Origin of the sequence: Micromonospora sp. CPCC 205539, assembly GCF_036906815.1 — a bacterium.
Classification (GTDB): domain Bacteria; phylum Actinomycetota; class Actinomycetes; order Mycobacteriales; family Micromonosporaceae; genus Micromonospora.
In genome coordinates, this window is record NZ_JBAKHW010000028.1 from 56,062 (window position 1) to 72,980 (window position 16,919).

General features: G+C 67.8%; 14 protein-coding genes. 6 read left to right on the forward strand and 8 right to left on the reverse strand.

The annotated features are described in order from the left end of the window. Positions 1 to 160: 160 nt before the first annotated feature. From V6V47_RS23050 to V6V47_RS23070, 5 genes are all read left to right on the forward strand, one after another. Positions 161 to 1,645, forward strand: a complete 1,485-nt coding sequence (locus V6V47_RS23050) for an MFS transporter (protein ID WP_334630395.1) — start codon at positions 161 to 163, stop codon at positions 1,643 to 1,645. 26 nt (positions 1,646 to 1,671) lie between these two features. Beyond that, positions 1,672 to 2,070, forward strand: coding sequence for a nuclear transport factor 2 family protein (locus tag V6V47_RS23055; protein WP_334630396.1), 399 nt, complete (start codon positions 1,672 to 1,674; stop codon positions 2,068 to 2,070). Positions 2,071 to 2,100: 30 nt separating this feature from the next. After that, positions 2,101 to 2,574: a nuclear transport factor 2 family protein gene (locus tag V6V47_RS23060; protein WP_334630397.1), complete on the forward strand. Its 474-nt coding sequence runs from the start codon at positions 2,101 to 2,103 to the stop codon at positions 2,572 to 2,574. A gap of 19 nt (positions 2,575 to 2,593) precedes the next feature. Further along, positions 2,594 to 3,823 (forward strand): epoxide hydrolase family protein, encoded by a 1,230-nt coding sequence (locus tag V6V47_RS23065; RefSeq protein WP_334630398.1) that lies wholly within the window; start codon positions 2,594 to 2,596, stop codon positions 3,821 to 3,823. Positions 3,824 to 3,885: 62 nt separating this feature from the next. Beyond that, positions 3,886 to 4,491: a TetR/AcrR family transcriptional regulator gene (locus tag V6V47_RS23070; protein WP_334630399.1), complete on the forward strand. Its 606-nt coding sequence runs from the start codon at positions 3,886 to 3,888 to the stop codon at positions 4,489 to 4,491. A 2-nt stretch (positions 4,492 to 4,493) separates the two neighbouring features. Here V6V47_RS23070 and V6V47_RS23075 read toward each other — a convergent pair whose 3' ends face one another. The 4 genes from V6V47_RS23075 to V6V47_RS23085 all read right to left on the reverse strand — a co-directional run bounded on the left by V6V47_RS23075 (position 4,494) and on the right by V6V47_RS23085 (position 9,998). Then, entirely contained in the window at positions 4,494 to 4,718 is a 225-nt protein-coding gene (locus tag V6V47_RS23075; protein WP_334630400.1) for a hypothetical protein, read from the reverse strand. An 84-nt stretch (positions 4,719 to 4,802) separates the two neighbouring features. Beyond that, the gene (locus V6V47_RS32745; RefSeq protein WP_442934290.1) at positions 4,803 to 5,075 is read right to left on the reverse strand and encodes a WYL domain-containing protein; all 273 of its coding nucleotides are present in this window, start codon (positions 5,073 to 5,075) and stop codon (positions 4,803 to 4,805) included. 390 nt (positions 5,076 to 5,465) lie between these two features. Then, positions 5,466 to 5,783, reverse strand: coding sequence for a transposase (locus tag V6V47_RS23080; RefSeq protein WP_334630401.1), 318 nt, complete (start codon positions 5,781 to 5,783; stop codon positions 5,466 to 5,468). Between the two features lie 183 nt (positions 5,784 to 5,966). Continuing rightward, positions 5,967 to 9,998: a discoidin domain-containing protein gene (locus V6V47_RS23085; RefSeq protein WP_334630402.1), complete on the reverse strand. Its 4,032-nt coding sequence runs from the start codon at positions 9,996 to 9,998 to the stop codon at positions 5,967 to 5,969. Positions 9,999 to 10,140: 142 nt separating this feature from the next. On the opposite strand from V6V47_RS23085, the gene V6V47_RS23090 reads away from it, so the two are divergent. Further along, positions 10,141 to 10,884, forward strand: coding sequence for an MBL fold metallo-hydrolase (locus V6V47_RS23090; RefSeq protein ID WP_334630403.1), 744 nt, complete (start codon positions 10,141 to 10,143; stop codon positions 10,882 to 10,884). A gap of 45 nt (positions 10,885 to 10,929) precedes the next feature. Here the strand turns inward: V6V47_RS23090 and V6V47_RS23095 are convergent, their stop codons facing one another. The 4 genes from V6V47_RS23095 to V6V47_RS23110 form a co-directional block, all read right to left on the reverse strand. Next, entirely contained in the window at positions 10,930 to 12,345 is a 1,416-nt protein-coding gene (locus tag V6V47_RS23095; RefSeq protein ID WP_334630404.1) for a hypothetical protein, read from the reverse strand. A gap of 295 nt (positions 12,346 to 12,640) precedes the next feature. Continuing rightward, entirely contained in the window at positions 12,641 to 12,901 is a 261-nt protein-coding gene (locus tag V6V47_RS23100) for a hypothetical protein (RefSeq protein WP_334630405.1), read from the reverse strand. Between the two features lie 16 nt (positions 12,902 to 12,917). Next, positions 12,918 to 13,592, reverse strand: coding sequence for a DUF6308 family protein (locus V6V47_RS23105; RefSeq protein ID WP_334630406.1), 675 nt, complete (start codon positions 13,590 to 13,592; stop codon positions 12,918 to 12,920). A gap of 473 nt (positions 13,593 to 14,065) precedes the next feature. Beyond that, positions 14,066 to 16,585, reverse strand: coding sequence for a GmrSD restriction endonuclease domain-containing protein (locus V6V47_RS23110; RefSeq protein ID WP_334630407.1), 2,520 nt, complete (start codon positions 16,583 to 16,585; stop codon positions 14,066 to 14,068). Positions 16,586 to 16,919 lie beyond the last annotated feature (334 nt).

Here is a 16,919-nt window from a genome sequence, read left to right on the forward strand (position 1 = left end):
GGCCAGTGTTCTGGACCAGGAGTCTTATACGATGGTGTGAAAGTTGGACCGGTAGCACTGTTGGAGATGAACTGAACGCGACTCTCGCTTCCTTATAAGCGATCGAGACAAATCTCGCATTGGACTTGGCGGTCCAATAATCTCGGCCTACCGTTGGACCATGCAGTCCAAAAGACTCCGTGATGTTGTGCCGCCGACGCCGGCTGGCAAGGGGCTCACCCTGGCGCTGGTGATGCTCTCGGTGACCTCCGCCTCGTACTCGCTGGTGCAGTCGATGGTGAATCCCGCGCTCGCCACGCTGCGGCAGAGTCTGCACACCGATCAGCTCGGGGTGAGCTGGGTGCTGACGTCCTATCTCCTCGCGAGTGCCCTGCTCACGCCCATCCTGGGCAAGCTCGGCGACCGCTTCGGCAAGCGCCGGCTCCTCGTGTTCGCCCTCGGCCTGCTGGTCGTCGGCAGCGTGGTCAGCGCCCTCGCACAGGACCTGCCGGTGATGGTGCTCGGCCGGGTGCTTCAGGGCGCCGGCGGCGCCGTGCTCCCGCTGGCCTTCGGTGTGATCCGCGATCTTGCGCCTGCCCCGCGGGTCGGGTCTGCCGTCGGCATCGTGGCCGCCATGAGTTCGGTTGGCGCTGGGCTGGGCGTGCTCGTTTGCGGCCCGATCGTCGAAGGGCTCGGCGTCGCCTGGCTGTTCTGGCTGCCCGCGATCGCCAATGGCGTCATCGCCGTCCTGCTCTGGCTGATCATTGCGGACCGTGGAGCGCGGGCCACCGGCGCGGTGAACTGGCTCGCCGCCGCGCTGCTGTCGGCCGCCCTGGTGTGCGTGCTGCTGCCGCTGTCCCTCGGCGCGGATCACGGCTGGCTCGCACCGAGCATGCTTGCCCTGTTCGCTGGCGCGGTCGTCTTCGGCGTGCTGTGGGTCCTCGTCGAGCTGCGCTCGCGGACTCCGCTGATCGACATGGCCGTGTTCCGCATGCGGCCGGTCTGGACGGCGAACCTCGCCTCGCTGCTGTTCGGCGTCGGCCTCTACTCGACGATGGGCTTCATCCCCACCTTCTTTCAGATCCCTCGGCAGGCGGGCTACGGCTTCGGCGCCTCCGTCACCGCCTCCGGCCTGCTGTTCGTCCCCATCACCATCGCCATGCTCGCCACGGGACTTCTGGCCGGCCCTCTCATGCGCCTGCTGCGGCCCAAGACGGTGCTGGTGATCGGTGCGATCCCGCCCGTCGTCGGTTTCGCCTGGCTAGCCTTCTCACACGACCATCTTTGGGAGGTCGTCGTGGCCACCTCGATCGGCGGACTTGGCTTCGGCGTCGCGCTCTCCGCGCTCTCCGCTGTCGTCGTGCACTCGGTCCCGGTCACCCAGACCGGAGCCGCCGCTGGAATGAACGCGAACATCCGCACCATCGGCGGTGCACTCGGCGCGGCCGTGGTCTCCACCATCCTCGGAAGCCACCCCGGTGTCCTCGGCGTACCCGCCGAGAGCGGATACACCATCGCGTTCGCCGCACTCACGATCGCCGCGCTGGCCAGCCTGATCGCCTGCCTCGTCATCCCGACCGCGCTCAGCTCCGACGACGTCGCGCCGGAACACGAGACGCCGGAGCAGGAGGCTGCCGAACTCCTCGACCAGCACAACCCGTTCTGACACCAACCCCAAGGAAAGGACGAACCATGCCGGACAACCCGAGTGAGCGCGAGACGCGTAACGACGCCCTCATCCGCGAGTTCATCGACACCTTCGAGAAGAAGGACGCAGAGCTGCTGGGGAAGTACTTCGCCGACGACATCGTCTTCGAGAACTACGGAGACCCCGAACTGCGCGGCCGTACGAACCTCGTGACCATGTGGGCCAACGTCTTCGGCAACTTCGCGCAGGTCAAGTTCGAGACGCTCAACCAGGCCGTCAACGGCGACCTCGTCATCGCCGAGCAAATCCACGGGCTCGGACTTCCCGGCAGGAAGCTTGCCCCGATCACAAACCTCGCCGTCTACGAGATCCACGACGGCAAGATCGCGGCCTGGCGTGACTACACCAACGCACAGTTCGCTCGTGAGCTCCTCAGCGCCTGACCGCGCGTGACCCAGGAAGGGACGACACCGATGAGAGACCTGCCGACCTTGAACGCCATCGAGGATATTCGCGACCTCGAGGCTCGCTACGCCCGCTACGCCGATGAGAAGCGCTGGGACGACCTCGCCGGCCTGTTCGCCGAGGACGGCTGGTTCCGCCCTCTCGACGTCGACGGCAACGAGGTCGCGTACATGGGCAGCCGCGAGGCCATCGCGACCCAGCTCAACACGCGCAACTCTGGCGACGTGCAGCCCATCCACCAGTTGTTCACGCATGAGATCGAGATCGAGTCCGCTTCGACCGCGAAGGCGGTCTGGGCTATGGCGGACCTCATCTTCCGGGGTGACAGCGCCATTCCCGAGCAGAAGCCCGGCGACGCCCTCCCGCCATTTCGCACGATGCGCGGCTGGGGCCATTACCACGTCACCTACCGCAAGGTCGACGGCCGGTGGTTCATCGCCACCCGCACCCAGACCCGGACTCGGTTCGAGTTCACCTACTGATCCTCCAAGGAGTAGCGCCATGACCGACCTCGAGAAGGACCGCTTCCGCATCTCGATCCCACAGGCGACGATCGACGACCTGAAAGCCCGGCTGCGAGACACCCGCTGGCCTGCGGACATCGACGAGAGCGACGACTACTACGGCACGAGCCAGGCCTACATGAAGGAACTCGTCGACTACTGGGCGAACGAGTTCGACTGGCGCGCGGCCGAGAAGTCGCTCAACGAGTGGGACAACTACCGGGTCACCATCGACGGCTCGCCCATCCACTTCATCCGCAAGGAGGGCAAGGGACCGAACCGCATCCCGCTGATCATGACCCACGGTTGGCCGTGGAGCTACCGCGAGTGGACGAAGGTCATCGGCCCGCTCACCGACCCGGCGGCCCACGGCGGTGACCCGGCGGACGCGTTCGACGTCATTGTGCCGTCACTGTCGGGCTTCGCCTTCTCCACTCCGACGAACCGGCCGGACATGAACTTCTGGAAGATCTCCGAGCTGTGGCACAAGCTCATGACCGAGCACCTCGGCTACGAGAAGTACGCCGCAGCCGGCTCCGACTACGGCGCCCTCGTCACCGGCCAGCTCGGCCACAAGTACGCCGACGAGCTCTACGGCGTCTGGCTCAGCCACCGCATCCACCTCGACATCTTCCAGGGTGACCGCGCCTGGGACATCACCGGCGGCGCGAAGGTTCCCGAGGGTGTGCCCGACTCTCTGCGAGCTGAGATCGTCGAGGCGCAGCAGCGCTTCTCCTCCCATGTCGCCGTCCACATCCTCGACAACCAGAACCTCGCCTATGGCCTGGCCGACTCGCCCGTCGGGATGCTCTCCTGGATCCTGCGCCGGTGGACCAAGTGGAGCGAGTCGAACGGCGACGTCGAGAGCGTCTTTCCGCGCGAGCACCTCATCACCAACGCGACCATCTGGTGGGTCACCAACTCCATCACCAGCTCGATCCGTTCCTACGTGAACGCCAACCGCTACCCGTGGAAGCCGTCGCACGACCGCACCCCGATCATCGAGGCGCCGGCCGGCATCACCTTCCTCGGGTATGAGAACCCGCCCGGCGTCTCCACCGAGCAGCGCGCCCAGCACTTCCTCGACGACCCGCGCGAAAAGAGCTGGTACAACCCGGTCTATTTGAAGGCGCACGAGCACGGCGGCCACTTCACCGCGTGGGAGAACCCGGAAGCGGTCATCGAGGACATTCGCGCCACCTTCCGACCGCTCCGCCCGAAGCGGTAGGACCCCCTTTGCGACAATCGGACCATAGGGTCCAGTTCAGGCTGTCGGGCTATTCTGAGGTGATGAACGCGCGGTTGACGTCGAGGGGTGCGGCAACGAAGCGGCGGATCGTGCAGGGCGCGGCGATGTTGATGCGCGAGCAGGGTGCCGCGGAGACGAACCTGGACCAGGTGCTCCAGGTCACCGCGACGAGCAAGAGCCAGCTCTTCCACTACTTCCCGGACGGTCGCACGGGCCTCCTGCTGGCAGTCACGGACTTCGAGGCCGAGCAGGCCATGGAAGCTCAGCGTCCGTACATCGACGATCTTTCCACGATCGAGAGTTGGACGGCCTGGCGCGACGCGGTCGTACGGCATTACGTCGAGCTCGGGCAGCGCTGCCCGATGGGGGCACTGACGTCTGAACTGGGGACCTCTTCGCCGGAGGCCCGGCGTGCCGTCAGCGACCTGTTCGACCGCTGGGAAGGCGCGTTGATGGCGGGCGTCCAGTCCCTTCTCGTCGCCGGGCTGGTGCCTGCCGATGTGCCTGTGCGCGACACCGCGCGGTGCATCCTGACCGCCATTCAGGGCGGGGTCGTGATGCTGCGCGCCACCGATCGCGTGTCGTACCTGAAGACGGCGCTCGATGCCGCGCTCCGCCCGATTCTCGGTGCGTCCGTAGCGGCTTAGCGTCACTGGACCGTGGGTTCAGGGTGCGGCTGCCGACGAGGTTCCGGGAGCCACGGCGCGGGTGCTGCGGCTGTCGAGTCGACGCAGGTGTTCTCGACCAGCTCCGTTGGTTCGTGGATGGTGACGTCGCAGCCGAGCAGCGCGAGCCGGAAGACGAGCCAGGTGTCCTCCGGCCTGTGCCACCGGCACGACGCGTCGTCGAGCGGCTCCAACTCCCGCGTGATCACCCAACCGGGCAGCTACCTGCTCAGCCGGCAACGCCAGCGTCGCCACCGCCCGGAAGGCCGGTGCCAGGCTGTAGAGCTGGGTGGTCACGAACGTGGACGCGTCGTCGGTCGGCAGTTCGCGGGGTGGCACGAGTACCCCGGTTGTCTCTTGGCGTGTTCCATGCGGTCGACGCGGAACGTGCGCCAGTCCCTGCGCTCGTTGTCGTGGGCGACGACATACACCGGCGGCCCACCACGACGAGCCGGTGCGGTTCGACGAGCCGCCGGCTGACGGTTGCCGTCGCGGTAGTCGAAGCGGACCCGCTCGTGTGCCGAGGCTGCTGCCGCGAGGACGACGAGCTGTGTCGGGTCGACCAATGGAGTACGTCGAGGGTGCCCAGTTCTCTCATGGCAACTGAAGTCCGCTGATCGAACGCCGCGTGGCAGACATCCGGTCCCGCCACAGGCCCGATCGTGGTGATCGAACCTGCGCGGGACCGGATGCCCGCACCTCTTGCGTTGCCCAATGCGACCCGACTGCCCAGCGATCGGGTGCTCAGCCGAAGCAGTTGGGAACAGGGGGCGTGCTGGGTGTGCAGTTGGTGGGCCGGTTGCCGGTGATGGCCGACTTCTGGTCCACGGTGACCTGGCCGCCGCCGCCGCGTTAGCCAGCTTCGTTGTGGTGCACGTTGCCGTGCCTGAGGTGGAATGCGCCGTCGGTGAAGATTCCGCCGTGTTCGGCCTTCTGGGAGTCGACGAAGTCGACCTTCATCGCGACGGACGGTCCAGTTCCGCCGCGAAGAAACTCCCCGCGGACTTCAGGATCTGGTTCGCCCGCCGCAACTCACGCACCTCCCGTTCCAACGCGGCGAGACGATCCGCGTCGCTGCTGGTGATACCCGGACGCTCCCCAGCGTCGGTCTCGGCCTTCTTCACCCACGTGCGCAACGCCTCCGGATGAACTCCGAGCTGACCAGCGATCCCATGGATCGCTCCCACCGCGCTGGCCGGATCCCGGCGGGCCTCGACCGCCAACCGGGTCGCACGCTCACGCAACTCATCGTTGCACTTCTTCGGTGCCGGCATCGCTGGTGTTCCTCCCAGGTTTCGATGTCTCCATCAAACCCGCGCGGGACAATCCGCGACCTCACCCACCGTCTGCGCTGGTCAGACTGGCGCCGCCGCCATCAAGCCCGAGCCCGACAAGCCCCCTACACCCGACACCTCAACCTCGAACTCCAGCCATGATCACGAACGGCGGCTGCCGTACTAGTTGTACGCCTCGGCCGTCACCTTCACGGTGCGCGCGACGTGCTGCCGCGCCGGCCAGGAGATCTGCACCTGACGCGTCTCTCCGGGCAGGAGCCAGAAGTAGTTGTCCGCGTACCGCGCCGGCAGGACCCGGTCACCGTGCTCGTCGCGCACCGCCAGCCGGACCAGCGCCGCGACCGCGCGACCCTGGTTGCGTACGGTCGTCGTGACAGTGGACCGGCCGTCCACGACGCGGACCGTGCTGGACGACGTCGACAGTCGCGCCGCCGGCAGGTCGTTGAGCGCCCGCATCTGCTCGGCCTTGTCGTACCGCCAGTAGGTGTTCTCCGCGAGCAGCCGGTCGCGGCTGTCGCGCAGCTCCAGCCGGACCAGGTGCAGCCCGCCACCGTCCGGCGCGGCGAGCGGGAAGACCGCCGCCGTCGCCGAGCGGGCGACGTCCACCCGCTGCCGCTGCGGAGTGCCCAGCGCCCGACCATTGAGGTCGTAGCGTCGGGCGGTGACGGTGACCCCACTGAGCGCCGCGGTGGTGTGGTTGACCACCCGGACCTGCCAGGTGCCCGGGTCGGCCTGCACGTGCAGCGGCTCGCAGGCCTTGCGGGCGCCGTAGTAGGCACCGTTCACGTCGAGGTCGTAGTCGTAGGTCTGCCAGACCGTGCTGTGCCACGCCGGGTGCGACATCCACAGCAGCAGGCCCGTGGCGTCCTGCCACAAGTTGGCGTTCCACGCCTCGAACATGGCCCGGTGGCTCTCGTAGTTGACGAACTGCGCCCGGGCGGCGAACTCGTCGAGCGAGTCGGACTCGCCGAGCCGCGCGTCGATCGCGTCCTTGTACGTGCCGACGCGCTGGTTACCGACGCTCGACCAGTCGTGGTAGTTCCACACCTCGCTGGGCGGCCACTCGGGCGCGTCGCCGACCAGGTTGCGCATGCTCTCGATCACCGGAATCACCGGCATGCCGATCTCGGTGTGGAAGCCGAACGATTTGGCCTCGTACATCATTTCATTGGTGTACGTCGTCGGGTCGACCCAGTGGTACGGCCCGCGCCCGCTCACGATGCCGCTGGCAGAGTTGGGGATGTAGAGAATTTCCGGGTCCTCGGTGGCGACGGCCTGCTTGAGCCCCGCGTCGACGATCGGCGGCGGGTCACCCTCATTGGCGCCACACCAGACCACGATGCTCGGGTGGTGGCGGAATCGCCGGATCGTGTCGGCGGCGATGTCCACGTAGCCGGGCGGGTTGGGCAGGAACCCACCCGCCTGCCAGAAGTCGTTCCACACCAGGATGCCCTGCTCGTCGCAGGCCTGGTACAGCTCCTCACGGTTGCTACTGCCGAGCCAGTTGCGGATCATCGTGAAATTCATGTCGCGGTGCATCTCGACCGTGTCGGCGAGCCGGTCGGGCAGCACCCGGCGCAGCAGCTCGTCCCAGCCCCAGTTGCCGCCCCGAACGAAGACCGGCACACCGTTCACGCTGATCTTCAACTCGCTGATCTTGTTGCTGACCGCCTTGACGTCGGTCCACGTCTGCCCGTCGTCCGAGACCTGGATGACGTAGTTACGGGCGTACGCCTGCTCCCAGACGATGGTGACCTGGTCGAAGCTGACCGGTGCACCGAGGTCGACCTGGATCCACTGGTTGTCCTCGTACTTCGACGACCACCGGGTACGCGGGTTGCCGTCAACGGCCCGGTCCGGGCCGTTCGAGTCACCGTCGGCCGACGACGCGGTGGCGGTGGCGTGCAGAGCCAGGTCGACACCCGGCTCGGCCTGACGGCCGATGGAGAGCGCCCACATGGACACACCCCAGGAGGTGACCCGGGTGCCGGTCTGGATGCGCAGGTGCCGGGCGGTCTGGGTCGGGAAGCTCTCGACCTGGGTCGCGCGGCTGCCCAGCGGGGTCTCGTTGCTGACCGACTTCACGTCGGTCCAGGCGCCACCGTCCACGGAGACCTGGACGCGGTAGTCGAGCGCGTACGCCTGCTCCCAGACGACGGTGACCCGGTCGAAGTCGGCGGCCGCGCCGAGGTCCACCTGGATCCACTGGTTGTCCTCGGCCTTCGAAGCCCAGCGGGTCTTCGCGTCGCCGTCGACGACCCTGCCGGCCACGTTCGTGTCGTCCTCCGCCGACGACGCCGTGGCGTCGCGATGCAGGGCGAGGTCCGGGCCGGTGCCGTCGGCGACCGACAGCGCGAACATCGAGATGCCCCACCCGGTGGCCCGCTGGCCAGCCTGGATGCGGACGTGCCGCGCGTGCTGCCGATCGAAGGTGACCACCTGGGTCGCGGCGCCGTCGACGAACTCCAGCGGCGACGCGGGGGCCGGGGAGATCACGATCGGCTGGTGCCAGTCGTAGCCGAACTCGCGGACACCGAAGCGGAGCTGCCGCCGGTCGCTGACCGAGCGGTTCACGGTGGCGGTGACCTTGAGGTCGTACAGGTGGGGCTCGCCATAGCCGTTGGGCCACCAGAGCCGGGGGTTGCGCAGTCGCAGCGCGCGGAAGCGCTCCGGCGTGAACGTGACCGTGGTGTTCCCGTGGGCGGGAACGGTGACCGTCGACTCGACCCGTACCTTGTCGAACTCCGCCCGTACGGTGACCGTGGCGGCGGTGCCCGTCGCGTTGCGGACCGGCACCGCGATGGTGACGTCGGCGGTGTCGGTCTTCGGCAGGTCCGGCAGCGTGGTCGTGATGTGCGGGTCGCCGACGACCACGGCGCCGGTGCTGCGCAGCCGGACGTGGTCCCAGAGGCCGCTGACGCGGTCCCGGACGGCGGGCATCCAGTCCCAGCCCGACACCGCCAGGTAGGTCGGCGCGTCCAGGTAGTGGTGGGCGGACTGGAGGAAGGTACGGCCGTCGGTGCCCTTGTCGCCGGGGGTGCCCGGGTGCGGCATGGGGGTGACCCGGACGGCGACGACGTGCTCGCCGTGGTGCTTGGCCAGCGCGTCGGTGATGTCGAATGCCGCCCGCGCGAACGGGTGCTTGACGCTGCCGACCTGCACACCGTTGACCCAGATCGTGGCCTCGTGGTTGATGCCGTCGAACTCGAGCCAGATCCGGCGACCGGCCGACGTGTCCAGATCGCGGGGCAGCCGCAGCGCACGCCGGTACCACCACGAGTGCCGCGACAGCGCCTCCGGGATGCGCATGTTGTTGAAACCGGAGACCGGGTCCGGCAGGTGCCCCTGCTCGACCAGGGTCCCCAGCACCGTGCCGGGTACGGTCGCCGGCAGCCAGGACCGGACGTCGACGCCTCCGGTGGAGAGCGCCGCGCCGTCGGTGGTGCCCGCGAAGTCGTCCATCGTCAACGACCAGCCGGACTCCAGCGGCACCGTGCCGTCGGCGGCCACGCTCAACTCCGGCGTCGGCCGGGTGTTGCCGCGGTCCCAACTGGTCCAGCCCTCGGCCGCCGGCCGGGCACCCAGCGGGGTGCCGTACACCTGGAAGCCGTTGAGGCCCACCGGGTTGCCGTTCGAACGCTTGGTGGACGTCATCCGGATCCACCGCGCGGTGACCGGTGTGGGCAGCTTGATGGCCTGAACGCCGCCCTGCCCCTCGGTGGTCTCGTACACCGACCGCCAGTCGCGGCCGTCGGCGGAGACCTCGATCCGGTACGCCGTCGCGGCGCTGGAGAGGATCTCGTCACCGTCGGTGTCGGTGTAGTTGCCGTCGAACGGCCCGTCGGCGAGGGTGGCCTCGAAGACCAGGGTGACGGCCTCGACGCTGCACGGCGCCTGCAGGTCCACCGTGATCCACTGAGGATCGCCGGGGGCGGCCCGCCATCCACTCCCCCGCACGCCGACCTGCGGCAGACCGTCCACGGCGAACGTGCCGGGCGTCGGCGCGTAGTCCGTCGACGAGACCGCCACCGGACGGTACCGGGCGAGGTCGGTGGGGGGCGGCGCTGCTGCGGGCGTCGCGGGGGCGGCGGCAGCAACGGCGTCCGGTAGGACCGCGGTCACCCCGATCGACGCGAGGAGCGTTGCTCCGGCGGAGAGGAACGTCCGCCGGGACACGGGGGAAAGCTCGGGCATCTTGCCTCCAGACATGACAACGTTGTCAGAGCGTCGTGAGTGACAACGTTGTCAGATGGTGGCCGGATGTTTCGCGAGAGTCAAGGCTTCGATTCAATCGTGATCTCACGCGGTCCAACCATCCACCGGTAGCGTCTGCCTGATGCGACTCACGGTGCTGGGCGCGTGTGGAGCGTGGCCCGAGGCTGGCCAGGCCAGCAGCGGCTACCTCATCGAGCACGATGGCTTTCGACTGCTCGTCGACCTCGGGTACGCGACCGTGCCACGACTGCTGGAGCACCTCGACGTCGACCAGGTCGACGCGGTGTTCATCAGCCACGGCCACCCCGACCACTGCGCCGACCTGAATCCACTACTGCGGGCGCGTGCCCTGCGGAAGGACCCGCCGCCACCGCTACCGGTGTACACGCTGCCCGGTGCACTCGACGCGGTGCTGGCGCTCGACCGGCCCGGGATGCTGGACTCCGCCTACACCCTGCACGAGTTCACCGCCGGCAGCACCCTCGGCATCGGTCCGTTCCGCACCGAGACCCGGCCGCTGCCGCACTACGTGCCGAACGCCGGCGTGCGGCTGACCGCCGGCGGTCGGGTGCTCGCCTACACCGGCGACACCGGCCCGGACGCCAACGTGGTCGAGCTGGCCCGCGACGCCGACCTGCTGCTGGCTGAGGCCAGCTACGTCCACGAGGTGCCGGCGGATTCGACGGGCTACCAGTCGAGCGCCCGCGACGCCGGCCGGCAAGCCACCGCGGCCGGCGTCGGGCACCTGCTCCTGACCCACCTCCTGCCGGGCACCGACCATGCGGCGGCGCGAGCCGCGGCCCGCACGGAGTACGACGGTGAGCTCGGTGTCGCCGTCGCGGATCTGGTCGTCGACCTGCCCTGAGGTTGTCGGTCGGCCTGGGCCCAGCGCGGAGGAGAGCCGGTCCGGTCAGTCGATTGGCCTGCGCCCGGCGCGCAGGAGGGCCGGCCGGCCGATCCGGAGGCGGAACCGCCGCACGGCGCTCAGACGGGCTCTGGGGCCGACTCGGCGCGCCCGTTCCGCTCGACCCGCCTGCTCCGCCTTGAGGCCGGCGCGGCCGAGCAGCCGGATCAGCAGCCAGCAGAACACCGCCAACGCGCCGAACAGGGCAACCGTCACGATCCGCCAGGGCATGCTCTCGACCTGCAACATCTCCGGCAGCAGCGCGGCGACACCGGCGACCGCGGTGACCGCGAACAGCCACTGGAGTCGCTGCTGGAACAGCGCCGTCTGCAACCCGAAGAGCTGGCTCAGGTTGTTGCGGAGCAGCTCCAGACGCCGTCGGGCGGCCTGGAGGTGGCGGGGCACCCGCAGGCCGTCGATCAGGAAGGTGGCCACCGCGATCCGCACCGGATCCCGGTACATCAGGTCCACGTTGCCGACCTCGGCCAGGCCCCGGGCGAGTTGCAGCTGCACCCGCGCGAGCTGGGTGATGCGCGCACCCAGTGAGTGCCCCGGGCCGACGAGTTCGTCGCGGTCGTTGGGGTCCACGCCGACCCAGAGCTGACAGAAGAACCACTGGGCGTGGATCTGCCCGTACATGTCCTGCACCATCCGCAGGTTCGCCGGCCCGCCGTCGACCCCGTCGTGCAGCACGGCCACCGTGGACCAGCCGGTGGTCCGCACCACCAGGCCGCGCAGTCGCAGTGGGCCGTCGTCCGCCGCCGAGCCGGGAGTCACCGGCAACGCGGAGAGTCGCAGCAGCGACTCGACGATGGGCTCGTCCTCGTCCCGCTCGGGGCCGCGCAGGACGAAGAACTGCCGCATGTTCTGGAAGGGGTACCGACGCTCCCGCGGCTCGAAGCCGGCCGAGTCCCGAAGGACCCCGCGAACCGCCTCGACGTAGGCCGCGACCGTCAACCCGCCCGGCTCGGGCGTTCCAGCCTCGACAGCGTCGAGGTGACCGGCCAGGTTCGGCGGAAAGGTGCCCAGGTCGCGCAGGTGCCGGAAGTAGTCGAGGGTGTTCTCGCGGACGAGGTCGTCGTAGAACCGGCAGATGTCCTCGGTGCTCACCGCCGGCTCCGGTGCGGCGAACCGCAGATCCACCGAGATGACGCCGAGCGCCGGGTAAATCACGATCTGCGTGCTGGTGGCCCAGGTGATGTGGCCGATGCGCACCGGCGACGTGCCCAGGGAGAGTTGCAGCACCGGTGGGTGAGTGGCGAGGTACGAGATGTTGTAGGCGCGGGTCTCCTCATGCTCGACCACGTCGACCGTGATCGTGCCCAACTTCGCCAGCAACGGGATGGCCGGCTCGACGTCCTGCACGGTGCCGCCGAGGTCGAACTTGATGGGCACGTAGATGTGATCGATATCGAGGCTCACACCTGCATTGTGGCCGTCGGGATCAATCCAATTTTGTCCCGGCTTCCGGGGCGAGCACCCGAGCCGGCCGCCCGAACGGCCTCGCTTGCCTCGATGAGCGGTCTGCCTGTGTCATAGATATGACTCAGAGGCACACCGCTCCACGGGCGAACGTCCGGGCCGACGGGACACGCCCAGGCTGGCGGGTAGGGTCCAGTCACGGTCGACGAAAGGCAGTACGGCCCTCTCGGCGATCACAAGGGCGGCTCTGCTGGGTGCCCTGGCCCGGTCGCCTAGACAAGGCGAACCGGCCGGCCTACGCCTGGTCGTCCGAGTTTCCACCAGCCTTGACCGCCTGACGGGTGCCCCTTCTCGCGCCCGCCTCCCAGGAAACCTGACTGTAGTCGTCCCACCGCCGGTCGAGCTCGGCCGGATCTGCCCGGTTGTCCGGCTCGACGGCGAAGTCGCAGTCGACCGCTCTCATCTGCATCCAGATGGCGTTCACGATGTCCGCGTATTGCGCGTCCTTGACTCCCCATAGCTGAATCGTGATCTTTCGACTGTCGTCGCTGGTCACTGTGATCCTCCGATCCTTAGGGCAGCCGCAGGCCCGGGCAGGCGGCGTCGCGATGGTCGTTGCGGTGGCGCATCCAGACCGCGACGTCGAGGATCCGCAGCCGGCTGATGGCCGCGGGCAGGTCGGCCTCTCGGCGGCGGGCATCGAGTTGCCGCGCCAGGATGCGGTCATCCTCGCGCAGGAGTTCGTGCAGCCATCTCCAGAATCCCGTGCCAGTCCCGAGGGCGCAGGACACGACCCCGTCGTACACCGGTATGAGCTTCGGACGCTTACGGGCCAGCAGCTTTCCTGCCGTGACCCAGCCGACGCCGGTCGCCTGGTTGAGCATCCGCCAGGCGCGCTCGGCAGGACCGTCATCCGCGATGAGAGGGGAGGCCGCATCAGAGTCCAACTCAACGTCTGCCGGGATCTTCGTCAGCTCGGCGGCAACGTCGCGGCCAAGCTGCCCTTGGAGCAAATCGATCGCCCGATGGGGCGAAACGTGAACGCTGTGCAGTTCCACCGCGATCAGGTCGTCGGCGGTGATCGCGTTCGCCGCTTCCGGGCGGTCACCGCCGCCGCCGAGCCGCTCGAACTGGGCCCCGGTAAATGCCTCTTCGTTGGCCGACAGGTAGTAGCGCCTCAAGTCTGGGACCGTTCGAGAATCGTCCACGACCGCCAAGATCCCGGCGAGGGCAAGGGGCTGCTTCATGTTTCTCCTTCGATCAGGCTGATGCAAGGGACAGGGAAGGATTGGGCTGACCGCTCCGCGCGAGAAACTCCTCAGGCCAAAGCAACTGCAACCGCGGGCCCACCCCCGCCAGACTCGCCACTCATCGGCGTCCCCTATCGGTGTCGCCACCCGGCGGGAGGCGCACGCACCGCGCGGTTGGCGAATGCGTTCACCGTGGACACCTCCGCGCCAGAAGTCGTTGATCCGGATGATCCGCGTCCTCGGGTCATGGTCGTTGTTCGCCGGTTCAAGGTGCAGGCCCTAGTCCTTCTACAACTCGGCGATAGTGAGCTGCCGGAACTTCTTCATCGCCTTACTTACGTCGGCCTTCACCGGCTTCTCCAGGACATCGGAGCTCTGCCAAAAGCTGTTGGCGAAGGCGAGCCGGGGCACGAGGTGCCTCCAACGTTCAGCGCGCTGCGGATAGGGCGAGGCCATAGATAGGGCGGGGCTCAGACTTCGGGTTGTGCAGCCTGCACGTAGAACCAGCGGAGGTGCTCGATGAGCGCCTCGCGCGCCTTGACGTTGACGAGGACGTCCAGAGCGAAGCCGGGGCGGAGCGCGAGCTTGGCTGCCGCGAGATTCACGCCCTCCAGCTCGTTCAACCGCTGGCGGAACTGCCCCCGCAGCGCGATGTCGTCGAACGGCGGTCGCGTGCTCAGGTGCTGGAACACGATCTCGAACTTCCCGCTCGGGTAGATCGTGGCAGGCCAGATATTGCCGAGTTCGTGGTCCTTTCCGCGCGCCATCAGAAAGCACGAGGTCTCACCGCCGGAGCCGTAGAGCAGCGTGCCGCCCATACCGGCCCAGGCTTCGAGTACCGCGACCGTGCCGTGCGCGACCTGCGCATCTTGCAGGTCCCTGAGCTGCTCAAGGAACCGGTCATCCAACGGACCGTTATGTCGGGATCGCGCCCGGAGGAGTTGAGTAGACCCGTCCTGCTGGGGCATGCCGGCAAGTTGCGCCAGTTCCTCGACACCCATGCGCTGCGCCTGGCTGGCCCGGCCGTACTTGTCGAACTCGACACCCTCTTCGCGCAGCAGGTCCTGCGGGTTGTCGGTGCGGGACGGGTCGACCCACCTGAAGTTTGGCGCGATGACGCCCTCCGCCTGAAGCACCCGGTGCGCGTTTGGCGCGGAATGGTTGGCCAGCCGGGCACCGACGGAGACCGGGTGCGTGCCGATCAGCGCGGCCAAATCACCGTACGCGGTCCAGGAACCGGCGGGCAGCGCGGCGAGCGCCGTGTTCATGACGTCCCAGGGCACCTCAGACTTGTTACCCGCCTCCTCGGTGGGGCCGGGCCAGGTGGCGATGATCCGTTCGGCGAGCCCGTCGGCGCGCGCGTGGATCTCGGGGCGTCCCCAACGCTTCTGGTCGGCGATCTCTCGGCTGAGGGCGATCCCGCTCTTGCCGAGCTGAACCCGCTTGATCAGGAAGGAGCTGTTGCTCAACTCCGCGTTGTAACCGGTAAGGGTGAGGTTGCCCAACGTGTGGACCAGGGCTTCGTGCACCTCGGCGAAGCTCTCCTCGCCTTGCAAGTCCTCGCTCAGCATTTGTCGCCACTCAGCCGTGGGGCTCTGCGGCAGGACGTGTTCGATAGTCAACGATGCCGGCGTGACCGGTTCCTTGCTGCCGTACGACTCCTCCAGCCACTGAAGCACGAGCTTGCGCTGGGTCGCCCGTCCGTTGAGGTAGAACGGGAATGACCGCACCGCCTCACGCAACCTGGCGTCGGTGGCGTAGTGCTTCCGGCCGACCGACAGATATGCCCGCACCGCCTCGTCGACGGGCAGGTCCTTGCGCATCTCGGTCACGATGCGCAGCAGGACTCGGTAGATGCTCGCGGTGGCGCGGCCGATCAATAGGCGACGGATGAAGTAGCTCTCGACGTAAAGCATCGCCGAGGCGATCTGTTCCGACGTTGCCGTTCCCTGCTTGCGGCGGTCTAGCAGGTGCAGCAACAGCGGCAGGACGGTGGTCGTGTCCCAGGCGCTGAGCCGGGCCAGCCGCCGCCGTACCTCCGGGTCGTGCTCCTCCTCCGGGTGCAGGATGATCCGCAGGAGCGCGCCCAGGCGGCAGAAGCGGCGCACCTCCGCCTCAATCTCCTCCTCGGTGTGCAGGCCGTTGAGCTGCGCCTGCTGGCCAACGTAGGTATCGGTCTGCTTGACCTCGGGGTTGCGGTGCACCAGGTCGAGCCAGAACAACTGCTCCAGTTCGCCGGCATCCAACTGCTTCTGCAGCGGAAACCACAACGAGTCGTAGACCGCATCACCACGGTTGGGCAGGCGCATGAACAGGTAGTTGCGCAGCAGGTCGGCCTGGGTGAGTTTCAAGCCGGTGTTGTTGAGCGACTCGAAGATCCGGTAGACGTTGTCGCCAGGCTGCGCCACGACCGAAACCAGCGCCATCCCCGAGATGACCGCGTCCTCAATGCGTTCGATGTCGAGCGGGTCGTCCGGGTCGTCGACAGCGACGAGCTGGGCCGCGAAGAACCGGTATGCCGCACCCACCTGGTCGCTGCCGCCGACCTGTGGCGTTGCCTCCAGGCATGCCTCGTAGGCGGCGCGATCAGCCTGGGTGGGCACGAGCTTCAACCGATGCGCCGGCTTGTACTTGTTGATCAGGTATTCCTGGTCGATGCGGTCGCGGTGGCCCAAGTCCTCATGCGCGGCCCGGTGGTCACGAATGGCGCAGAGCAGTATGGACAACGTGGTAAGCCGCTGTTGTCCATCCACCACCAGGAACTCAGAGACCGAGGGCCCAAGGGTGGGGCTGGGTGCGAGTACCAGCGAGCCGATGAAGTGGGTGAGGTTCGGGCTCTCGACTCGCTCCTCGGCCAGCTTACGGATGTCCTCCCAGAGTCGTCTCAGCTGAGAGTCCGTCCACGAGTATGTCCGTTGGTATAGCGGCACCCGATACTGCTTCGCACCTTCGAGTAGCTCCCGCAGCGTCGTCTCGTGTGCCGCGACCATGTGCGCTCCCGTCGTCCCCGGCGTAATCCGGCCAGCCAACCAGATGGTTGAATCCGATCAACACCTCAGTCAGAAACGCGACTCCTTTGGTCGATCTCGGCGGATCTGCGTGTTCGCGAGGCGCGTACTGCTGCGGCGGATCGATGGATTGTGTCCGCAGCGGACGCTAGGGTCCAGCGCGGTACACCTGCAGCAGACGCCATCGGGGGTGGTCTGTCACTCATCGCTACCCTGCTCACACAGCTCCGACCCACCGCCAGCACCACGAGCTGATTTTCGGCTCACGTCACGTACTCGAGCTGTTCAGCCACTCGCGTTTGGACACTAGGCGTGT